The sequence below is a fragment of the Chitinophaga hostae genome (genome assembly GCF_018224885.1).
In the GTDB taxonomy this organism is placed as follows: Bacteria; Bacteroidota; Bacteroidia; order Chitinophagales; family Chitinophagaceae; genus Chitinophaga; species Chitinophaga hostae.
Genome location: NZ_JAGTXB010000003.1, coordinates 591,988 through 613,463 on the forward strand (window position 1 = coordinate 591,988; position 21,476 = coordinate 613,463).

The following is a 21,476-nucleotide window of genomic DNA, read 5'->3' on the forward strand; positions in this document are numbered from 1 at the left end:
CACAATTACTGATTTTCTTTTAGTACCTGGTCTATGATATGCAGCACGCCGTTGCCGGCCATGAGATTTTCCTTTGTTACATTGGCGGCTACCTGGTTACCAACTCCTTTCACGGTGATGCCGGTGTATTTCACGCCTGTTTTTTTCAGGGTGATGCCTACGTTATTCCCATTCAGCATGGCCTGTTCGGTTTGATCAGTAGCGCCGGTGGTAAGGATGTAATCGTAGATAAACTTCCGGCCGGTAAACAGGTGGTAGCGCAACAGCTCCTGCAGCAGCGCGGCATCTGTTCTATTGATGCTATCTACAGAAGGAAAGCCTGCTTTGCGGAATGCTGCATTGGAGGGTGCAAAAAAGGTATAGGTAGCAGCACCGGCTACCAGCGATTTCATACCGGCCTGCTGCAGTGCTACGTTTAAAAAAGTAAGACTGGTATCTGATGCAATCGCATCCGAAAGGGTTTGGTGTACCAGGGGTTGCAGCACTGTGTTGAGCACCTGGATCATACCGTTGCTGGCGGGCAGATTATACGCCAGGATGGGGCTACCATTGATCGTTAATACGGTGTCTGCACCTTTAATCCAGTGCGTCACAAACATTTTGGCGCCGGTAACGGCAGCTATTTCCTGGTTAAACTGGTAAGGAAGTTTATTCAGTTCCCAGGTGCCGTTCACGATATGATAGGACACCAGGCTATTGAGTACAACCGCACTTTCTGTAAGCACCTGTTGATTGGCAACATACCCCGCTTTTACAAACGCGTTGTTATCGGGCACCATCACGGTATAGGGTCCTTCCTGCGCCAGCATGTTACGATAGCCGGTTCTGCCAAGTGCTGTACTGAAGGAAGAAAAATTAAATTTATTGTCATCGATGATATAGGTCAGGCGGTTGATTTCGTCTGCTCCTGCAATATTATCTTTATCCTTTGTACAGGCCGACAGCAACAGTATCAATAAACCTGTATAAGTGAATTTTTTCATTTGGCTGCTTTTAAAAATTATCTTTTAAAGAGATCTCCTATTTCATGAACGACCCCATTGATCACTCTTATGTTCGCGCTCTTTAAACCGATATAAGGATAGTTGGTGTTTATTCTCCTGATGCCGGGCTGACCATTGTTATCAATAAATGATAAGCTGATGCCTACCGGCGGACTGTTGTAAGGCTGACCGGCATATAGCTCGAGGCCACTGAGAGCCGTAGCATTCCAAACTAAATCGTTGCTAAAGAAAACAGGGCCTACACGGGCTTCGGTTCCAGTTAGCTGGGAGGCGTTAGCTACTTCGGGTCCGCATGCCATCAGTATAGAGTCGATGGAAATAACCGGCTGCTGGTAGTACATATTTTCATCATAGTCAGGAGGTGGCAGTGGCCAGGAGCGGAGGCAGTATTGCAGGATATCCTCTGCATTGTGAAAACCGTTTTTGATAAATGCATCGTTGTTCGGGGCAAACAGGGTAAACTGTGCGAACGAAGATGCTGATTTCAGCAATGACAGTGGCTGGGGGATATAAGCGCTCTGGTACAGGCTATCGCAGATCAACAGGGCATCTACGTATAAGCTGAACCGGGGCTGGCTTTGCAGGTATTCCCACATCGTTTGCTGTGGTTTGCTGATCAGGTGATCAATGGAATAAATTACGCCGTTGGTACCTTCGAGTTGCTGTCCCCATTTACCGAGGGCGATGCCATTTACCAGCAGGTTATCACCGGATTTTGCCAGGAACTGGAAATCCACATAATCCTGGTACCAGTTTTCCCGGTCAAGCGAACGGGATGATAATGTTACCGCCGGTGCGCTGCCTTTAACGGCGGCAATATTTTCCGGCAGCAGGCGTGCAGGCATAATGTAGTAAGATAACAGCTCATCCAGTACCTCCGACTCTGCTGTTTTTATTTTCTCCGGTGTCCATCCGGCTTCATCAAAGGCTTTGTCGGTAGGCACGATCAGGGTATGGAAGCCGGCGCCATCCTGTTTTACTTTCTGGTCCATACCGGAGCGTTGCCATGCTTCACGGAAACGGGTATACGAAGATGCGGTCAGTTGTTGTTGCCATGTTTTGTCGGGTCCTGACTCGTGCGGTACGGGCTCCCCTACCGGTTCCGGTTCAATATCCTGTTTGCGACAGGCAGCAAAAGCCAAGAGGAATAATAAGAGCAAGGGTATTTTTGATGTCATTTGATTCATTTTTACTGCTTCATTAAATCCGGGTTCAGGAAAAGGTCATTCACCACGTGTACAATGCCATTGCTGCATTTATAATCTGCATTTGCAAGATCATCCAGGTAGTTTAGCTGAGAGGGGCCTTCTTCATTCGGATACCAGTCGCCTGCTTTCTTTTTTGTAATTGTTATATAAGCGTTTTCCGTATTGTTGTAAGCATTATACGAATACCCCGGGGCGATGCCATAACCGCCCGCTTTGATGGAACTTTCGCCCAGGATAGAAGTACCTGACAACAGGTAACCATCGGTAGAAAAGATATGCATCGGTCTCATTTCAATAGCGTAAATGGCGAAGGTGATATCTTTGTAACTTTCCGGTTTCATAGTGGCAATCTTTTCCCGGGTAAGCCCGTATTTGAGGAAAGCGCTGTTGGCCGGAGCAAAAACCGTTAGTGGTTTATTTGTTTTGAGGCCGTCCCACAAATTGAATTGTTTCATAGCTGCAGCAAACAGGGTTAAGCTGGTATCTGCGGCAATATCGTCCTGTACCGTCCCTTTCGTGAACTTCAGGGGTTTGGCAAGGATATGCAGTACACCATTGGCCAGCGCAATATTTCGCCTGCTCTCTTTCAGGATCAGTGCACCATTTACAAACATATCCTGGTCCGGCGATAAAGTGGTACTTTTCAGTGTAGACACATATAACTCTTCCGCGGAAAGGTTGATGTATTTATTATCCATTTGCTGCGGGAAGGTGGTAGTAAAGTAGCGGTTACGGATAATATGATAACGGAGCATAAACCGCAGACTATCCGCATCCATTTTAGCGACATCTTCCACACCTGCAATACCCATTCTATTGAATGCGGCGTTATCCGGCGCAAAAAAAGTAAAAGGGCCGGCCTGGTTCAGCGTGTCCAGCAAACCTGTTTTTTTCAGCGCAGCCGTTAAGATGCTGAGGTCATAGTTATTCTCAATAAATGCGCCCATCATACGTGGCGTGGTAGTACGGTCAATGGGCGGGATGAGATTATCTTTCCGGCAACCTGTTACAAGCGCCAGCAGCAGGGATACTGCCATGAATTGTTTTATGATAGAAATATTCAGCATATCGAAATAATAAACATGTTAATAAACAGGCGGCGCAAACTTGCGCTGGATGGTAGTGATATAAAACTTCCGGTTGATGTACTCTACCGTGTTAACGGTGGCAAACGACCGTGGATTATCGGTACCGGAGTGGATACTCACTACCAGGCCTGTACGCAGATCACATTTTACTTTGAAAGGCAGGTAGAAATTTCTGCCTGATGAGCCATAGTCACCCATGATCACTGCCGAATAAACGCCTACCGGTATAAAGCCAGGATAGGGCAGGTTTTCAGGAGTAAAGCCGGCGGCATAGAACCCGAACAGCTGGCTCATATTGCCGGTAAAGATTTTATTGCTGCTGGTATCCGCAAACAGCGGGAAGCTGTAATAGGGAGCCACCTTAGGTTCCAGGGAATGAATAACCTGCCCCATGGGTACGCCTTTGTAACCCGGTAAAGGTTTCAATGTATTGTTCTCCAGTTTATTCAATGAATAGTAAACGTTCATGGTGTCGCGCAGTTTGGAGTTGGACAGGTCTGCATTGGGCACTGCATTGGGCGCCTTCTCATAAAAATTTTCCGCACTGAGGTTATAGAAGTTTACATATACCGTAGCATCCGCAAAAGGCTGTTGGGGAAATGTTTCCTTACGCAGGTACATAAATGGGCGCTGGCTGGTATATTCTGCTATCAGCGCGTGCATGGTATATACCTCTCCTGCGCTCAAATCTATGGTGGTATCTATCAGTGTAACGCCCCTTTCTATTTTATCCAGCTCAAAGTATGGTCTATTGTTCAGCGGGCGGGTGCGGAAAATGATACGGTGTTTGCCGGAGGGCACCTGCGCCCAGCTGGAAAGGTCATAACCATTTACAATGGGAGCAGCCAACACCCGTTTCGTACCGGGATATTCTTTTTGCCACAATACATTGCTGGCAGCATCGGGATAGGGCCTTGCCCACTCGCTGCGCTGATCGAGGAAATCGCCGGTAATAGCAGCGCTTACAGGCACGCCGTAATCATCCATCACGGGGTCTACCAGGAAAGCGAGAAATGGTTGCGGCGCATCTTTGTTATCGAGACTGGTGGTAAAATCGAGGCAGTTGAATACCCGCAGGTAAGCAGGACTGTTCAGTTCCACATATTCCGTTTTGCGGCAGCTGCTGAAAAACAAAGCAGCCAGCAACAGTGGTAGTAAAAAGTATTTATTGTTCATAAGACTACTCAATTGTTATGTTTCACAATAATCATCCGGGCTTTTTCCGTGGCATTTGGCGCAGTGCTGCCCACTAACGCAACAGTGTAGACGCCCGGTTCGCTCTGTGGTATTTCCGGCGTTTTATATAATTCGGGATGAGCAATAAAATCGTGGCTTCTCAACGGCGTAATGTTGCGGAGCCAGTTGCCGGGTACTACACCGGGTGCAGAAGCATAGGCCATTATTGGTTGTGAAAAATTGACTATCTGCATCACATAGGGAAGGTCCGTGGCCGGCTTTCCCAGGTAGATATGCTGGAATGCCAGTGTGGAGAGTGCTTTGAACGGTTGCCCGTTGTCCTGTGTGAAAGAAACTTCTTCCAGGTCCGGGCAGAAGTTCATGAAGCGTAACCAGAAAGGATACGTATCCTTCATTACAGCATAGCTGCCGTTATCCGTAGCCGTACCATCAAAAAATTTCCCGCTGAGGTTATTGGCAGAAAAACTAATGGCGGTACTGCCGTCTTTCCGGGTATATAACCACGCAGTCAGGTTGTCGGCGGGTTGCATGGTCAGGTTACTTTCGGCCAGTACCTGTCCGTTTTCCCCCAGTGCTTTTACAGTATGCATGCCAGTTATATAACGGTTGTAAGTGGTTTGTTTGGCAAAAGCCAATACGCCGCCCAGCGCCTGTCCGTCGACCTGCCAGGAAATTTTTTTCCCGGCGGCGGCATTCACGCCCTGTAAGCGGGCGTAGGTGATATTCACCGGCTCCGGGATATCTGCGATAATGCGAAAGGTATTATTTTCTGATTTGTATGTTTCACCGTTAGGATTACCCGTGGGAATATTGGCATCGTAGGTAGTTGTTACCACGATGGTATAGATGCCTCCCGGCTGAAATGTTTTTAACGGTGCATAAGTGAGCCAGGTATCTTTGCTGCCACCAACGCCGGGGGTACCGTTTATATCCATCAGGGTGCCGGTGATGGGGTTGAGAAGGTTATACATACTGCCGGTGGCCGGCACTTCTTTTCCTTCGTTATCCAATACCTTAAACTGATAGGTGCCATAAGGCATTTCCACATAGTCAGAATATTTACCCGGGGCAACGTTGCTGAGACCTGGCACTGTAGTACCATCCGCCAGCGTGAGCGACATGGGGCCGTTGCGGAAAATACCGGCAGGAATACCTGCTGTGATGGTGGAGCTGAGATTCAGCAAACGGATCTTAAATCCGGCCGGATCTGCCGCTGGTGATATCCCTCTTGGAATAACGAACAGCGAGTCCATGAAACCGGCCGGATTGGGCCGGAAATGGGCAAAGTAATAATCGTTCGGATGAGTGTCATCGTCTTTGGCGCGTAAAGGCCTGGGCAACGGTAACGGGAATCTTTTGGAAAGACTGGTAAACATAATGCTGTCTACCCAGCCGCCGTTTTTTACCATATCGCGGGGAATGGTAAAGGTGAGTCCAAGTCGGCCTGTTTCCGGGAAATAAATGGTTCCTCTTGTTTCGTCAGGGCCATAAACGCCCTCTCTGTCCGGTTCCGCATAGCTGGTCAGCCGCTTACTCCCTATCGACAGATCTGTAGCGCCGTATAAATTGATCAGGCGGATGGCGGAAGGCGTCACCGGGTATTGTATCACGCGGTTATCGTAGCTGTAGTCGAGCTTCTTGCTGCAGGCACTCAGCATGGCTGCAGCTATGAGTATATAAGTAGTTTTCATTTTAATCATTCAGATTTTTACAGGTTGAAAGTCAATCCCAGCATAAATTCCGTTCCGCGGTAAAAACTCCTGCGTACATATTTCTTTCCATAAAAATTTCCACCGGTGCCCGGGTTGGCATATACTTCTTCCACCGGCCTGTCGAGCATATTTTTGGCGAATCCCTTTAGTTGCAGGCGTTTCAGCAGCTGCTGGGAGAATACGATATCCAGTACCGGGTTGGGCCTGGAATACAGATCCGGTGTGCCATCCAGGTTTACCTGGATCAGCCGCTCACCTACCATGTTGAAAGTAGTGGTGATATCGGTGCCTGTTTTCGGGTTGTTATAGTTCATAAATACATTCACCGAATAAGGGGCCTGTTCAAACAGCGGGCTGTTAGACGGCGCGCGGCGATCGATGGCGCGCGAAGATTCCAGTCTCTCTTTAGTTTTCTTAATTTCACTTTGTGCCAGCAACAGGTTAGATCCCAGGGAAAAATTTTTCATTGCTGCCGTCAAAATTCCCAGGTTCTTTACCACTTCCAGTTCTATTCCATATACACGGCCTTTATTAGGATCGTTCTGAAATTCGATGGCCGGGAATTCCGGGAAACGGGCTTCCAGTCCTGATGAATTCTGTTTAAAAACTTTTGTCAGCTGGTTATTGATTTCTTTATAAAACACGGAGGCAGAAATTACTTCTCCCGGATTGGGGAACCATTCCCAGCGGAAGTCATAGTTAGTGGTTTGTTGATTTTTCAGTTTGGGATTGCCTACCACCAGTGCAAACTGGAAGGGGTCGAAATCGAATACGTTGGTAAGTTCCCTCAACTCGGGCCGGGCCAGTGAAGTGTTATAGCCCAGCCGGAAATTCATGTTCTTATGCAGTGTATAGGTCAGGTTAGCAGAGTAGAAAGGTTCATAATCTGTTTTGTAGATAGAATTGGGCTCGGTATATACCAGGTTTATTTTGTTACCGCCGGCATCTTTCGCCGTAATAGACGGATCCAGGAACACATTGGAAGTATCTACTGCCGCCTGTATATCGGTCATTTCAAAACGTACGCCACCGGTAAAGCGCAGCTGTTCGGTGAGGTGCAGGTCCAGCATGCCGTAGAAGGCGCGGGTTTCATAATACCCTTTGTAGTTATTGGGCGATTTCTGGATGTTATACAGGAAGCCGCCATTGCGGGGTGCTCCTTCTTCGTTATAGGAAGAAGGCGGGCGGATACCGATCCGGTCGTATCCTACCAGCTGATCCAGCTGACCATTTACCTCATACAGAGGCAGTGCACCGTTGGTGGAATAATTGGAGCCAGGGAGATAGAGTACGTTCTCAGAAAAGCTTCTTCTGCGATGCAGGTAGTTCACACCTGTTTTAAATTCCTGTTTTTTATCGAGTGCTTTAAAAGGCAGGGTGATATCAGCTTTGTAGTTGTAATTATTTTCTTTCAGATGACGGAAGCGGCGTCCGTTGGGATCGGCCTGAATGATACCATAGGGACCATATCCGTTTACGTACCCGGATACCAGTGAGTACAGGCTCGGTGTAGCTACAACCGGAGGTAGCGTACCAGGTGTTTCCACTGCGCCAGGGCGGGTACTGCCACCGTTTACACGGTAGTCAGCCAGGTTTACAAAGCGGTAATCGGGATCATCCTGTGCAGAGGAAGAAGTGGCCATATTATAGCTCAGCTTGGGTGCGTATTCGTTTTTTCCAAACTTGTGTTCTCCCTGGAGATTAAAGGTATTAAGGGTGCGATAGCTTTGACGTAAAGAATAGATCAGGTTATACACTTTACCGGGCAAGCCGGTGTATTCATATGCGCCATGCAGGTTGCTGGCCCTGGTTTCCGCACCACGACTGCCCAGGTACTGCATACTTATTTCGTGTTGCGGGCTGAAGCGATAGGTAAGTCCACCCAAAAATCCATAGTTGAGTGTTTGTGTGCCGGTGTTTTCCTTATAGTTCAGGTATTTCCCCAGGTTGATATTATTGGGGGTGATGTAGTTAGGAATCACGCGGGGACTGTATAATGCGCTGTTACCCGTTAACACGCCCTGGTATACACTATACTGGGTCAGTGATCCATCATAGATATCGTTGGTGCGGTTGTAATAGTTGGCGCCGGCTATTAATCCTACCTGGTGTTTCTTAAATACCGTATAGCTGTTGCCGTAAGTAATGGAATAGATCTGGTTTAGCGGCGCCTTTTTATATTTAGTAGTGAGTACCGGGTCAAAGCTGTGCATGATGCCGTTGATGCGGTTGGCTTCTGCAAGCAAAGCCGGGTCGTTGCGGCTGTTCGCGATTTTACGCTGAATATCACCTAAGCCGCCGGGGTATTGTTTCGAGAGCTGTTGAAAATCGTTTGACAATCCCCTGCCCTTTACCTTTTGACCCAGGAAGCCCATATCACTGTTGTAGAAGCTATTTACCCGGTTGCCTGTTTGTGTGTTCATACCGGATTGAATAGTGATGCTGAGCGTTTGGTGTTCGGGGACCGATTTTGTTTTCAGCTCCACAATACCTGCTGCAGCATCTGCAGGCTTATCGGAGGTAGTGGTTTTATAGATGGTGATATTATCCAGCAGGCCGGCGGGCACCAGGTCGAGCGGAATGGCGCTTCTGTCGGGATCGGAGGAAGCGAGACGGATACCATTGAGTTGTCCGATAACGCTGCGGTCGCCCAGGCCGCGGATGGCCACATACTTATCGTCTGTTACCGTTACCCCTGATACCCGTTGCAGCGCCTGGGTAGTAGTAATGCTGGCTGTTTTTTCGATGTTTTGTGCCGAGATCCCGTCGGAGATCATAGCAGAATTTTTACGATCATTCAGCAACGACACTTCAGTATTGGTACGACGGCGGGCGTCGACTGTTACGCCGGCGAGGGTTTTACTGTCGGCTTTTAACAGTACGGATAACACCGGCAGGTTGCCGGCCTTTATCATTTTGGTGGCATAACCTACGTAATATACCACCAGCACATCACTGGTATCTTTTACCTCTATGGAAAACCGGCCGGATTCGTCTGCTGTGACTACGCTGCCAGTGCTTTGCGCCATGATTTCAGCGTGGGCAACAGGGTTATTCTTAGTTGCGTCGGTTACTATCCCGCTGATCGTTCTTTTGCGGGGAGCGGCAGGTGATTGTTTAATAATTATCTTCCGGATCACCACCTTCTTACCGTCGACCGCCTCATATTCCAGGCCGGTATTCTGCAGGAGCCAGCCCAACACTTCCGCAACGGTTTTATTATTCAGGTCGGCGTTGTATTTTTTCTCCAGCACTTTGATATCAGCAGGATTATAAAAAAAGGTGACGCCTCCTTTCACCTGCAGCTGGCTGAAACATTTCGCGATGCTTTCATTCCTGAAACTGATGCTGATCTTCTGCTGCAGCGCATTTACCTGCGCCATCGCCGGCAGCGCAACAAACAGCAGGATCCACATACATCCGAGTAAAATTTTTTCCTTCATTCGTTTTGTGATTTAAGACAGCAGTTAGCCGTTAGCCATTAGCTGTTAGCCTGGCTTTTGCTTCCAGCGTTTTGCTTTCAGCTACTATTGTTATGCTATTTGATTAAAATGGTTCCGTCCTTATTTTTATGAATAGATAGTCTATAAGAAAGGGATATTACTTTTAAGATATCGTCCAGGGTATCTGCCTCCTCAAAGGCGCCGGTGAACTTCAAACCTGCCGCAGCCTTGTTTACGCAGATAATCTTTACCCTATACAGTGTTTCTATCTCACTAAATACCGCCGACAATACCGACTCATTAAACATTAGTTTATTGCTGATCCAGCCGGTATTAACTGTTTGTTGGGTGTATATTTTTATTTCCTGTTGTGTTTTGTTGAATACCAGCTCTTCTGCCTCACCCAGCTGCCGGGTTACCGTTTCTGCAGTAACCGCCACCCTGCCGGTTTTCACGCTCACCTTTGGCGATTGTATGCCGATGCTGTCGGTGACCACAAATGAAGTCCCCAACACCTGCACTTTCAGGTTAGGGCCAGTAATAATAAATGGCGCTGTTGCCGGCATAACATCAAAAAATGCTTCTCCGTTAACTTTAATGCTGCGTTTGCGACCCCTGAAATACTTTGGATACATCATGGTAGTACCACCATTTAATACCACCACCGAGCTATCCGGCAGCACCACCTTTTTTACCTGGTATTTTAACGCAGTCACCATTTGAACAGGCACAGGATTAAGCCAGTCCTGCAGCTCGAAGCGATACACCAAAGCTGCCACCAGCAGCGATACGCTGGCTGCCGCCGCCATACTGTATTTCCAGATACTGGTTTTACGGGGTTCGTATATCGCCAACCGCAGGTTGTCGAGTACCTGTTGCCGCTGTATATCTGAATCGGCCGGCACCTCTTTTTCTGCCATTGCCTTATCCAGCCACTGCTGCAAAAAAGCCGCTTCCCTGCGGGAGGCATTCCCCGACAGGTAGTTATCGACCATTCTTTTAAACTGTGATATATTCATCCGGAACATGCTTCTATAGATATGTTCTCGGAAAGAAGGGGTTTGTCCCGAAGATGTACGTTAAGGAATTATTAACTGATCATATCTATCAGCAACATCGCCATAGCAATATGATGGCGGAGCGCCTTCAGCGCTATATGCAGCTGGTTTCTGACTGTTTTTTCAGAGAGATTTAATTTGAGGGCTATCTCTGTAACAGATAACTGGTGACGGCGGCTCAGCAAAAATATCTCCCTGGTTTTTGCCGGCAGAGTGGTTAACTGTTCATCTATCTCCCGGAATACATCCGCTTCCTCCATCTTCTCCCAGATATTATTTAATACCGGCAAAATATATTCCTGCACCCGGTCCAGCTCCTCCGGGCGGTTCATGATTTCCTGCAACTTTTTCAGTGACTGAAAGCGCACCGCCTGGAGCAGGTAATTCTCCAGCGGCCCTTTTATATGCATTCGTTCCCTCCGCGACCAAAGAGAAATATATACCAGCTGCACCACATCTTTCGCATCATCGGCATTACCCAGGATCTTCAGCGCAAAGGCATATAACACCGGCCAGTGACGGTTAAAGCACCTCTCAAAAGCCTTCTGATCACCGGCACGGATAAGATTCAGCAACTCGATATCTTCACTGGATTGCATGGCAGTAGTTTGAACAACGCGAGGCAAAATAGTGGATTTGAGATTGCCGGGGTTTTAAGTTAGTGTTATCTTTTTTTGTGAGATAACCCACACCACGGCCGCCAACGCCAGTAGTACGATGCTCGTCCATGCGATATCATGCACCTGGTACCTGGCAATAGTCATCCCTCCTGCCATAGCACCAATCGTTACCGCCAGGTTACCACAAGAAGTAAAAATGCTGTTCACAAACTCCGGCGACTCCGGCGCCGCCGCCGTCACATTAACATTGCTGATCAGGAAACCACCGGTGTGGATAAATCCCCAGATGATGATTACACCGACCATCCATTCCTTGTATGCTCCCACTGCGTACAGGATGATATGTGTTACCGCCAGGGTTGCAATAAATGCGATCGTAGTATGCTTTATACTTCTGCTCAGCAGCTTCCCCGCCAACCAATTACCTCCCACACCGGTAACACCAAAGATCAACAGCATCGCACTGATTTCACTACCACCCATCCGTGTAACACTGCTTAAATAAGCCGCCAGGTAACCATAGCTCGCATACATCGCCGACACCATCAAACATGCCAGCAACAACTGCATCCAAAGTGCCTTCTTCTTTAAAATATCTACCTGCGCACCTAATTTTATTCTCTCCTTTACCGGCATCCCCGGCAGCCACCATGCCATCCCTATCATCGAAATAACATTCACCACCACGCATAACGCAAAAGCCGCCTTCCAGGAAAACAGATCCGCCATCAATGTCGACAACGGCACCCCCAGCACGCTCGCCACCGTAAAGCCACCAAACACAATACCCACAGCCCCCGGCGCATCCTCCTTTTTTACGCCCGCCGCCGCCGCCGACAGTGCAATAGACCAAAATACCGGATGCAAAAATGCCGGCAACATCCTTGCTATCAGCAGCACATTAAAACTACCCGCTTCATAAGAAATAATATTGGAGAGCGTGAAAATCGCCAGCACAAACAACATCGCCTTCTTCTTGTTTACGTTCGCAAACAGTAACGTCACCACCGGTCCGAATACCGCTATCACCAGCGCAAACGCACTTAGCAGCCACCCCGCCTTTTGGATCGTGACTTCAAAATGTGTCGCTATCTGCGGCAAAATACCTATTACCCCGAATTCGGTTGTCGCAATCCCAAATACCCCTAAAGCCAATAAATATAATGTTCGTTTCATCCTGCTTATTTTTACGCAAATTTGCAGGAGTAGCTTCACGCTTAGAAGTAGTTTACTTTTTAGTGTGATACTTACCTTTTTGAAAGTATCTTAACCAACGCGAGTTATGCCGGAATTTTTTCACGATAGCAAATTATACTATACCCCCATTGAATTTGCCCTTAAACACATTGGCGGCACCTGGAAGATGCCTATCCTCTGGCGCCTGCACCTCCGCGTAATGCGCTACGGAGAGCTTAAAGCCGACATCCCGCATATCACCCATAAAATGCTCACCTCGCAGCTACGCGAACTGGAAGAGCTGGGGATGGTAGAGCGGATCGTGTACCCCGTAGCACCACCAAAGGTGGAGTATAAACTTACACCCGCCGGCTTGCGGGCCGTGCCGGTGATAGAAGTGATTATGAAATATGGATTGGAGAAGATCAGGGAGGCAGGGGTAAAGTATCCTCCCTCCCATTGAATGCGTTTTAATTGCAGGATTGCGTAGTAAATTCGGATCATGAAACGAGCGAGGACTATATTGGTAATAGTAGCGCTGGCTGGTTTTTCCGGCGGCGCGCTTGCGTATTTTATGCCGACGGTGTATTATAAACCGGCGTATGTGGGCGGGGAGTGTACCGTGGCGTTTACGCCGTATTATAGTGTGACGAAGGATATGCGGATGCCGGGGAAAGAGGTGTTGATGGCGAAGGAGGCTGGGAGGTGTGAGACTTATATTATTGTTGGGGAGTAAAATTTTTTTTATGAAGAAAGCAAGAATTGCGTTGGGGGTAATATTAGTCGGAGTGATAATCTCTTTTCTACTTAGCTGGCCTGTTGGGAAGCTTCCGTGTCCTACTATTCAAACTATCACCCAATTCACTACATATGATAAAACCACGCCCAGTCGCGACTCATTTCCCCGTATATATTTTCCAGACGCAAAGGAGCCACAGGTTCTACTAGCAGCTAAAAATAAATAGCATTAGATCAAATTCAAATAAGAATCCGGCTTTAACCCCGGCACCTGGGAACATCATGGCCCTTCTATCTCTGTAGAATTTACAAAAGAATAACAGTATCACTTCACGCATATAGACCACTCAATATCAAACCAAATTTTCCTTACCTCTAAACTCATTTTAATCATGAAAAAAGCTAAAATCATACTCACAATTATCGCAACCGCCGCTATTAGCTCAGCCTCCTTAGCATTCAAAGCAAACAGAGTCGGTAATCTCTTTTACATAAATTCAATTAACAACCAGTGCGTCTCCGCAACAATGCTACATTATATCGCAGACACCATTGGAGGTACGAGTACCACACTCGCATCAACTCAAAGCGTAAATATTGCTTGTCCAATTATAACAGTAAGACCCTACCTTTGAATGAGCATCATTATATCTGAACCCCTCAATCTTAATCATCACAAACTTAGGTTGAGGGAGTTCACTACCGCTGCCAATACCTAAGTATCCCCCAGACATGCAATTTCATAATCCACTTCGATTGCAACACCATCTCCCCTAATATCTTGTCTTCGTTTCAACCATCCAGCCCGGCAGCTTTTTGCCTTTCAAATAATAGTCAAAAAACTCTTTCATTCGGACGCTAAAATCATCTTCATCTCTGCCCCAAAGACTGTGATTTCCGCCGTAAACTAACATCCAAGAATGTTTTCCTAATCTTCGAAGCGAAGTGAAAAACTCAATGATATTATAAAAACTACAAATATCATCCGATGCTGTATGCATTAACAACAATGGCGTAGTCAATTTATCGGCGGAAAATATTGCGGAACTCCGAATGTATGCAGTTTGTATTTCCCATGGCGTACGCCCCATCCGCATCTGCCCTCTCTCATACATCCCTTGCATGCTTCCTCCAGATCCATTAATACTCCCGTAACTGCTAATCCAGTTTCCAATACCAGAAGCTGAACACGCAGCTGCAAATATATTGCTATGAGTAACCAAAAAGTTGGTTTGTATAGCCCCCCAACTGCAACCTTGTGCTCCAATCTTCCTACGGTCTACATAAGGAAAGTTTGCAACATACTCAGCTGCTGAAATTACGGCATCGTATGCACCCTGCATCGGATTCCCAACTTCATAGTATATATCTGGGCAAAATACAAGATATCCGTTGCTAGCATAATAAGGAATATTAATGGCACATCCGCCATCTAACGCCCTAGGTACGATGTAAGCATTTAAGGCATCAGACTTCTTTTCATAATAATAAAAAATAACAGGATACCTTTTTGTCGAGTCAAAGTTCTCTGGTTTATATAGAATTCCCTGTATTTTTCTCTTATCAAAGGACATCCAAGAATGGAGCTCCGAGGTATACCAATTAAAGCCTCTTTCAGGATGCACATAACTTATCTCACTAAACGATTTGAAATCGGTGGTTGAAAAAAAATTAGGGGAGTCTCCGGCACTCATTCTTCTAACAATATATACTTCTGCGTCTCTTGCCTTTATGGGAGAATAATTGGCACCTTGAGGAATAGTGGGATTATCAGTTACATTATAAATATATGGGCCCATTGTTAGTGAATCGGGATCCGCCTTCCCATCCGATAACACTTTGTAAAATCCATTATACTTCGTTTCTAAGTTGAATGCTGATAAAATGAGGAGTTCATCTCTTCGAATGGGTCGGTGAGAATATTGTTCCAATCCCGGAAAAAAAACAATATTATGCTTTTGCCCATAACCATTTGTCAAATTCACTGGAGCAACCTTAGCTAGCGGATCTATTCGCCAAATATCACGTTGACCACAAACAAGTACAGCCCTATCATCTGTCTCCCACCCCACAATGGATCTACCATAACTTCCTTTATTAATATCCTTCATCCAATCCTCATCAGGACCTCGGCTAATACACCGTACTTCATGTGTGTTAGTCTGATAAACATAATACTGTCTGTCTGATTTACTCAAATACAATACAAATTTACCTGTAGGCGATATCTCGGGCATTACCTCATTTTCCTTATCAAGATTTGTCAACCGAACTCGGCTCCCATCATTGACAGAAGTTAAAAACCACGAATACTTTCCCTTAACATTCCATCCTACCTCATCTCCCGGCACAACAATTTCCTGATGTCTAATTAATACTACCGTATCATTACTCCGTGGCAGGTACACCCAGTCTCTTTTCTCCGTCAGTCGCCATAATCGTCGCATAGGTATATTGAGAATTGTAATATAGTTATTGACTATCGGTCTTTTTTGTTGCTGTGACAGTAGTTCATTGTCTGTATAGTTCCAAATATTGACTATTGGTTGACCGGGTTGATACCCAACACTATCGCATTCAAGGACGTCAACAAATACCTGTTTTCCATCTTTACTAAAGTATCCGCTCCCTGACAAACGTGCTCCATTCTCAAGTGAAATCCTAAAATGGTCCACCTTACTCATTCCGTACTTAAAATACCATAAATCGCTCCCAGTAGAATCTGTTGTAAAAACAATTTGATGATGTTCATTATCCTGAATCGGCATTCGGACCCCTTTTCCTCTCCACAAGATGCTTCTATTACCTCTTCCAGAAAACAGCCATAAGGTTTGCTCACCACTTTCTGTTTGCTTCAATATCAGCATCTTGCTATTCCCAATACTCATGAACCATCTGCTCATTGAAAGGTTATCATCAATCTTTCTAGTTGCGAGATTTCGTACAATATACCTATCCGGGTCTGTCGTCAATTGATAAGTAATATAGTTGTCACTTAAGCTGAATGATAAAACATTTGGAACATAAAACATTTCATCGCGCCCAAGCGCGCATATACATAGACTATCATTTGAATTTACCCACACCACTTGTGTCCCATTATCTGTAAAGGAGTACCATCCTTTGAGAGTTGATTGAATCTTCCATCTTTCAGAAATAGCTTGTAAGATCAATGTATGAATCTTAGAATTTCCAACTTCAATAGTGTAACAACAGTATCTACCGCAGGAACTAATCTTTGCTAATGTAGCAGAAGCCCAATTATCATATATACTTGTGTCAATTAACGGCTTATTCTGCTCCGTCACATGCATGCTGATGGAGTCATCTAGACTCTGTTGCCCATAACTGACTGAAAAAAAACAACAAACAAAAATCAAATAACAAACACGATTCATGTCTTCCAGGTTTCGTTCACAACAAGACTAAACTTCAATCATCATTGTCCCGTTTTAGCACTAGATTTCTCCGGCCAACCACAAAAAAGCTATCTCCAAGTTTCAGGAAACAGAGGAGATAGCTTCTTCAATTCAATAGTTAAAAGATACTTAAAAGTAGTCTCCACTTAACATTGAAAACTATTTTTAAAATCCTTACTTCGTATCAGACTACAATTATGCCTGGAATCTCAGGGTGATCTGAGGGCAAGCAGCAGTTGTAGATGCAGTAGACAAATTAGTAATGTAAGTTCCAGCATTTGTATCCACAACATATGGAAGAACTGTGGAAACTTTACATTGTCCCTGAGCATCAGTAGAATAAAACTTATTAGAAGCTGAATTAGCTTTAAATGCTAATGCACCACCAATAACTGCGAGAACTGCAACAGCTGTCAATGCGAATTTTGCTTGTTTCATAATGATAGATGCTTTTTAAATCAAAAAGCTAAACTTTATTTTTATAAAAATCGCCTACTCATTTATAATGGCTTTCGGCTTCCCCATTTTGGGTTGATTGAACTTGCAAGATATCAATCACCCGTTATTGCGCAACATCTTACATATATCCATATTTGAAAATGTCATCAGATTTAACAATTCCAGGAAAAGCGGTGATAAGTAACTTCTGTCTATTATAAACTACGATGTAAGGAATACTTTCCGTTTTAAAATATGATCCAAATGCATACTTATAGTCAATTCCAACCCTGATGTTCGAATATTTTTCTAATTGAAAGATCTTGTAGAATCGCTTCATATCTGAATAAGCATATGGAGTAATCAAAAGAAACTGAACATTTTTCAAACGATTCATCCCTTTAATTATCTCGTCCATTTCCGCTCTGCAATATGGACAGTCCGGCCCAAAATAAAACAGTACTACTGGTTCTGAGCTCTTTATATCTCTGACATTCAAATATGAAATGCTGTCGGAAAGCAAGATATCAATTGATGGTATAGGCTCCCCTTCATGTCCCGTTTTTATTGAATTAGTTGAAACTGCTATTCTACTTTTAGTAAATGGTGGTACACCGATAAGTTTACATAATCCGGCAAATAACACCAATCCGGAAACAATTATGCCTATAACCAGTAATCGTTCTCTTCTTTTCATTTCAAATCGTATTTTATAAAATGATTAAGCCTAACAATACCCTTATACAGCGTTTTTTTCGGAATATCCCACAGGCTCATCCGCATCGGATTCGCTTTCTCTGACTTCAATGCCTTTGGCTGCTCGAACCAAATATTCCATTAATAAAAAAGTAAAGGATAATGAGACAAGTATGGGAAACAATTGAAATCTGAGAGCAATAGGTGAAGCAAACACACTAAACCCAAAATTCACCGCCCATAAGACCACCACAAGTATCAATCCTCTTTTTAGCTGTGGATAGTGTTTATATCCACGCAAGAAAATAAAACTAGCCATCAATAACAACAACACCACATTCATCATTCCAGTTAATATTGGAAAAAAATTAAGAATGTTCACCTTAAAATCCTTAAAGTATGTACTAATCTTTTTCGTTTTGTATCCAAACCATACTTGCGCGATCTCATTAACACTATCGACTCCAGTACTATAATGATCTAAAAATTCAACGGGAGGGGCGTAGTATTTCAAAGCATTGGGAACTAAATAATATCTAAAATATTCATTTGGATATGCACGAATAAGAAATGAACCATAATCTCCCATCATCGGGGCTACAGTAGCCCATTTCTTCAATGGAGAAGCTGTTGAATCCCCTTTAAATTTCTTATCCATATAGATAGTTAACGGAGAATTTGGGGCCCACATATAAACAGTACTGGCCAACATTCCTTCTTGCGGATACTTTCTTATATCCCGAGTTGAATCAAAATAATTTCTAACCAGTTTATCAATTTGAAGGAAACGATAGGGGGTTTTCTTAAGATGCTCCTTAGAAACATATCTGTAAGCATATAACGCGTTATTCGCCATCTGCCAGCCGCTGAAGGGAGTAAATTGTCGATATCCACTAATCTCCTTATACTTTACACTTGTAAACTGTATAAACATACCAATTAACAATAGGCTTATCGAAAATCCCACAATGTTCGCCAATATCTTTTTCCTGGTTAACAATAAAGCAACTATACTTATGACTGGGTAAAATAATGCATTGTATCTGACAGTAAAAGCAATAAAAAGAACCCATGCATTTACTATAATTAAATTATTAGAAGGTCTGTTCATAATCCATAACAGCAGTGTAAACCAAGTCAAACTCAGTGAAAGAAAAACGGCATCGCTTGAAATGTAATTAGCTAAGTACAAAAAAACAGGATTAAACAACATAAATCCCCAAAGCAATATTCTGGTCAACCTACCAGGTCTGTAAAAATAGAATATTGTAAATACAAGCGATAAAACACTGGCTTGCAATGCGAGATATTGAAAAGCCACCATAAAATAATCTGACCTAGTGAAAACGCTTATCAACCGCAAAATTTTGGAATATCCGATAGGATAGGTGTTTATACTGAAATTATGATATGCGGTCTCTAGATACACATAAGAATCCCCATTTATAAACCCCGCAAAAGGATATAAAAATTTAAAGACAACAAACTGAAGTCCAATTGCAAAAAGAGAAATTATTGCTAATATCCTATTTTCTGGATTAAGCCAAACAAAATACCAAAATCCATCATGCTGTGATCTTTTTCCATTCAAGTCAGCTAACTTTTGTGTCTTTTCCTGCGCATTGGAAAAATCATATTCCCCATTCACTCTCCATATATTATCTTTGGTTTCTATACCATTAGATACATTATCAACAGCTACTATTGAATCCAAAATGGAATTGCTCGAAGCTGCCAGCGTATGCTTCCCTTTTTTTCCTATGAGAAAGAGATTTCTAAAATTATCAGTAAAATCCTTTATTTTCATAAAATCATTATATTCAACTGAACAAAATGGATAAGCATTTTCAGATCTAATTACAGTTGAGTCAAGTACATTAGCAGTTGTGCCTAATCCGATCTTCTCCAACTCAAAAATTGCCTGCTGCGAAATCGCCACATCATTCGTCTTCCAAAAATCGTCTCCCTTGTTGCAGAAAAATTCCATGCCAATCCACACAGTATCTCGATCTTTTACGATAAATGGACTCCAGTTATTACATATTCGTATCTTCGCAACTTTAACGTCTTTTTCGTGGATATGTAACCAGGTATCTTTTAGATCCGAAAGCTTCCATTCTCCAGTTTTATCATTCCTGATTGACATTCGCTTTAATAAAACATAAACACTAACTAGACTCCTATACTTTAATCGATCAGCAACCTGACTAACATCCTGCGGCACATATTGCCCCATCAACCGCAAGAGATTCTTCAACGATATAGTTGAAAAAAAATACTTGGCGCTCCAACAACTCGTTTCACCACTCATATTATCAATAGTTGAAACAGATACCGCTATCCCAGTCTCGACCGCCGAAACGGACTTTACTTCATGATGTAATAATATCTCTCCACCTAGCTTGATTATCTGCCGTCCTACCTCTTCCCACAACTGCCCTGATCCGAATTTGGGATAAAGAAAATCCTCCATTTTACCCGGTAGTAAATCAGCTGCGTCGGCCGTCTGAATCCTATTTTTGAAAAGGTTTCCTACGGTATATTTCCCGGTTTCCGCAAACAACAGATCCCAGTTTTCATTAGCTAACCATTCAACTGGAATCTCACTACATCTCACATCCCAGATCTTCTCAATATAGTCCTTAAAAAAAAGGGTATACGCCTTAGTTCCCACTCTATTGATAATAAAATCCTCCGCACTTTTTTCTGACTTAATAGGAAATAATAGTGCTTTGAAATAAGAAAGAAGTACCGACAAAAACCTCACTACTCCGAAATTCCAGATCCACTTTAACGAAAATCGGGTGGGATAACTAAGAAGACTCCGCAAGAAATAAATATGCGACAAATGCTTCCGACTGAGCATCATTCTATCATCAGCACAGGATTCTATTTTATTACCGTCAGGCTCTCCTTCCATTACACCATCGGACGAAACCAATATAGATTCATCTTGGCGCTGAATCGGCATAATATCAGTCAACCACTTCGCAACTCTCTCTGTCCCAGAAAGAAAAGAATGCCCACCAATATCTATAATATTTCCTTTGTAATTTATTGTTCTTGAAGCCCCTCCAATACAATCCGATTTCTCAAGAATTACTGGTTTAATATTTGTTCGCTTCAAAAGTTCATAGGCTAAAGCCAATCCAGCTTCTCCTGCTCCTATAATTATAGCTACCTCTTTGATAGCTCCTCCTGAAGTATAATCTTCTGATACACTTCCAGAATTATCATTTCCAATATTTGATATGGGATGTTTTGCTTCATCCATTATGCTGGTTATTTACTTATGATACGAAAAAAAAACACACAAGTGAAAAATATCGCATCCATTATGAGGCCTAACATCGTACAATATTTACAAATAGGCTAAAAATGGGGGTCAAATTTAACTGCCAGAAGCGTCGAAGCTTAGCTATGTGATATAAGTTCAACTCAACAACTAAAAAAAATACCCAATTATGTTATATGGAATTAATGTTGACATGGCTTTTTTAATTTTGAGGGTCAAATCAATAACAAAGTAGGCAAAAGATAGTAGAGACTTCATAGGTAAACTATCTACCAAATCAGAAGAGTCTCCATATCAATATTCCAAAATTAAATTCATTCACTGCAACCTGCACACAGCAAGAGCTATTTTCCCAAAAAACAACATATAGTATCTCAGGAGCGG

15 protein-coding genes are annotated in these 21,476 nt (G+C 43.9%); 2 read left to right on the forward strand and 13 right to left on the reverse strand.

Annotated features, from left to right (window positions below):
* Nucleotides 1-5: 5 nt before the first annotated feature.
* The 9 genes from KE626_RS09530 to KE626_RS09570 all read right to left on the reverse strand — a co-directional run bounded on the left by KE626_RS09530 (nt 6) and on the right by KE626_RS09570 (nt 12,506).
* The gene (locus KE626_RS09530; RefSeq protein WP_211972636.1) at nt 6-983 is read right to left on the reverse strand and encodes a fasciclin domain-containing protein; all 978 of its coding nucleotides are present in this window, start codon (nt 981-983) and stop codon (nt 6-8) included.
* A 17-nt stretch (nt 984-1,000) separates the two neighbouring features.
* Nucleotides 1,001-2,182: a fasciclin domain-containing protein gene (locus KE626_RS09535; protein ID WP_211972637.1), complete on the reverse strand. Its 1,182-nt coding sequence runs from the start codon at nt 2,180-2,182 to the stop codon at nt 1,001-1,003.
* An 11-nt stretch (nt 2,183-2,193) separates the two neighbouring features.
* The gene (locus KE626_RS09540) at nt 2,194-3,279 is read right to left on the reverse strand and encodes a fasciclin domain-containing protein (protein ID WP_211972638.1); all 1,086 of its coding nucleotides are present in this window, start codon (nt 3,277-3,279) and stop codon (nt 2,194-2,196) included.
* 18 nt (nt 3,280-3,297) lie between these two features.
* Entirely contained in the window at nt 3,298-4,476 is a 1,179-nt protein-coding gene (locus KE626_RS09545) for a hypothetical protein (protein WP_211972639.1), read from the reverse strand.
* 8 nt (nt 4,477-4,484) lie between these two features.
* Nucleotides 4,485-6,188 carry a hypothetical protein gene (locus KE626_RS09550; protein ID WP_211972640.1) on the reverse strand — a complete coding sequence of 568 codons (1,704 nt, stop codon included), beginning with the start codon at nt 6,186-6,188 and terminating at the stop codon, nt 4,485-4,487.
* Nucleotides 6,189-6,205: 17 nt separating this feature from the next.
* Nucleotides 6,206-9,652, reverse strand: coding sequence for a TonB-dependent receptor domain-containing protein (locus KE626_RS09555; protein WP_211972641.1), 3,447 nt, complete (start codon nt 9,650-9,652; stop codon nt 6,206-6,208).
* 95 nt (nt 9,653-9,747) lie between these two features.
* Nucleotides 9,748-10,671 carry a FecR family protein gene (locus KE626_RS09560; RefSeq protein WP_211972642.1) on the reverse strand — a complete coding sequence of 308 codons (924 nt, stop codon included), beginning with the start codon at nt 10,669-10,671 and terminating at the stop codon, nt 9,748-9,750.
* A gap of 71 nt (nt 10,672-10,742) precedes the next feature.
* Nucleotides 10,743-11,309 (reverse strand): RNA polymerase sigma factor, encoded by a 567-nt coding sequence (locus KE626_RS09565; protein WP_211972643.1) that lies wholly within the window; start codon nt 11,307-11,309, stop codon nt 10,743-10,745.
* A gap of 54 nt (nt 11,310-11,363) precedes the next feature.
* On the reverse strand, nt 11,364-12,506 hold the full coding sequence (locus KE626_RS09570; RefSeq protein WP_211972644.1) for an MFS transporter: 1,143 nt from the start codon (nt 12,504-12,506) through the stop codon (nt 11,364-11,366).
* Between the two features lie 106 nt (nt 12,507-12,612).
* On the opposite strand from KE626_RS09570, the gene KE626_RS09575 reads away from it, so the two are divergent.
* Together KE626_RS09575 and KE626_RS09580 are read left to right on the forward strand one after the other, a co-directional pair.
* The gene (locus KE626_RS09575; RefSeq protein WP_211972645.1) at nt 12,613-12,969 is read left to right on the forward strand and encodes a winged helix-turn-helix transcriptional regulator; all 357 of its coding nucleotides are present in this window, start codon (nt 12,613-12,615) and stop codon (nt 12,967-12,969) included.
* 39 nt (nt 12,970-13,008) lie between these two features.
* A complete protein-coding gene (locus KE626_RS09580; RefSeq protein ID WP_211972646.1) occupies nt 13,009-13,242 on the forward strand; it encodes a hypothetical protein in 234 nt (77 codons plus the stop codon).
* Between the two features lie 775 nt (nt 13,243-14,017).
* Here KE626_RS09580 and KE626_RS09585 read toward each other — a convergent pair.
* The 4 genes from KE626_RS09585 to KE626_RS09600 all read right to left on the reverse strand — a co-directional run bounded on the left by KE626_RS09585 (nt 14,018) and on the right by KE626_RS09600 (nt 21,071).
* A complete protein-coding gene (locus KE626_RS09585; protein ID WP_211972647.1) occupies nt 14,018-16,642 on the reverse strand; it encodes a S9 family peptidase in 2,625 nt (874 codons plus the stop codon).
* 216 nt (nt 16,643-16,858) lie between these two features.
* Nucleotides 16,859-17,101: a hypothetical protein gene (locus KE626_RS09590; RefSeq protein ID WP_211972648.1), complete on the reverse strand. Its 243-nt coding sequence runs from the start codon at nt 17,099-17,101 to the stop codon at nt 16,859-16,861.
* 139 nt (nt 17,102-17,240) lie between these two features.
* Nucleotides 17,241-17,798 (reverse strand): TlpA family protein disulfide reductase, encoded by a 558-nt coding sequence (locus tag KE626_RS09595; protein ID WP_211972649.1) that lies wholly within the window; start codon nt 17,796-17,798, stop codon nt 17,241-17,243.
* A gap of 42 nt (nt 17,799-17,840) precedes the next feature.
* The gene (locus KE626_RS09600) at nt 17,841-21,071 is read right to left on the reverse strand and encodes an FAD-dependent oxidoreductase (RefSeq protein ID WP_211972650.1); all 3,231 of its coding nucleotides are present in this window, start codon (nt 21,069-21,071) and stop codon (nt 17,841-17,843) included.
* Nucleotides 21,072-21,476 lie beyond the last annotated feature (405 nt).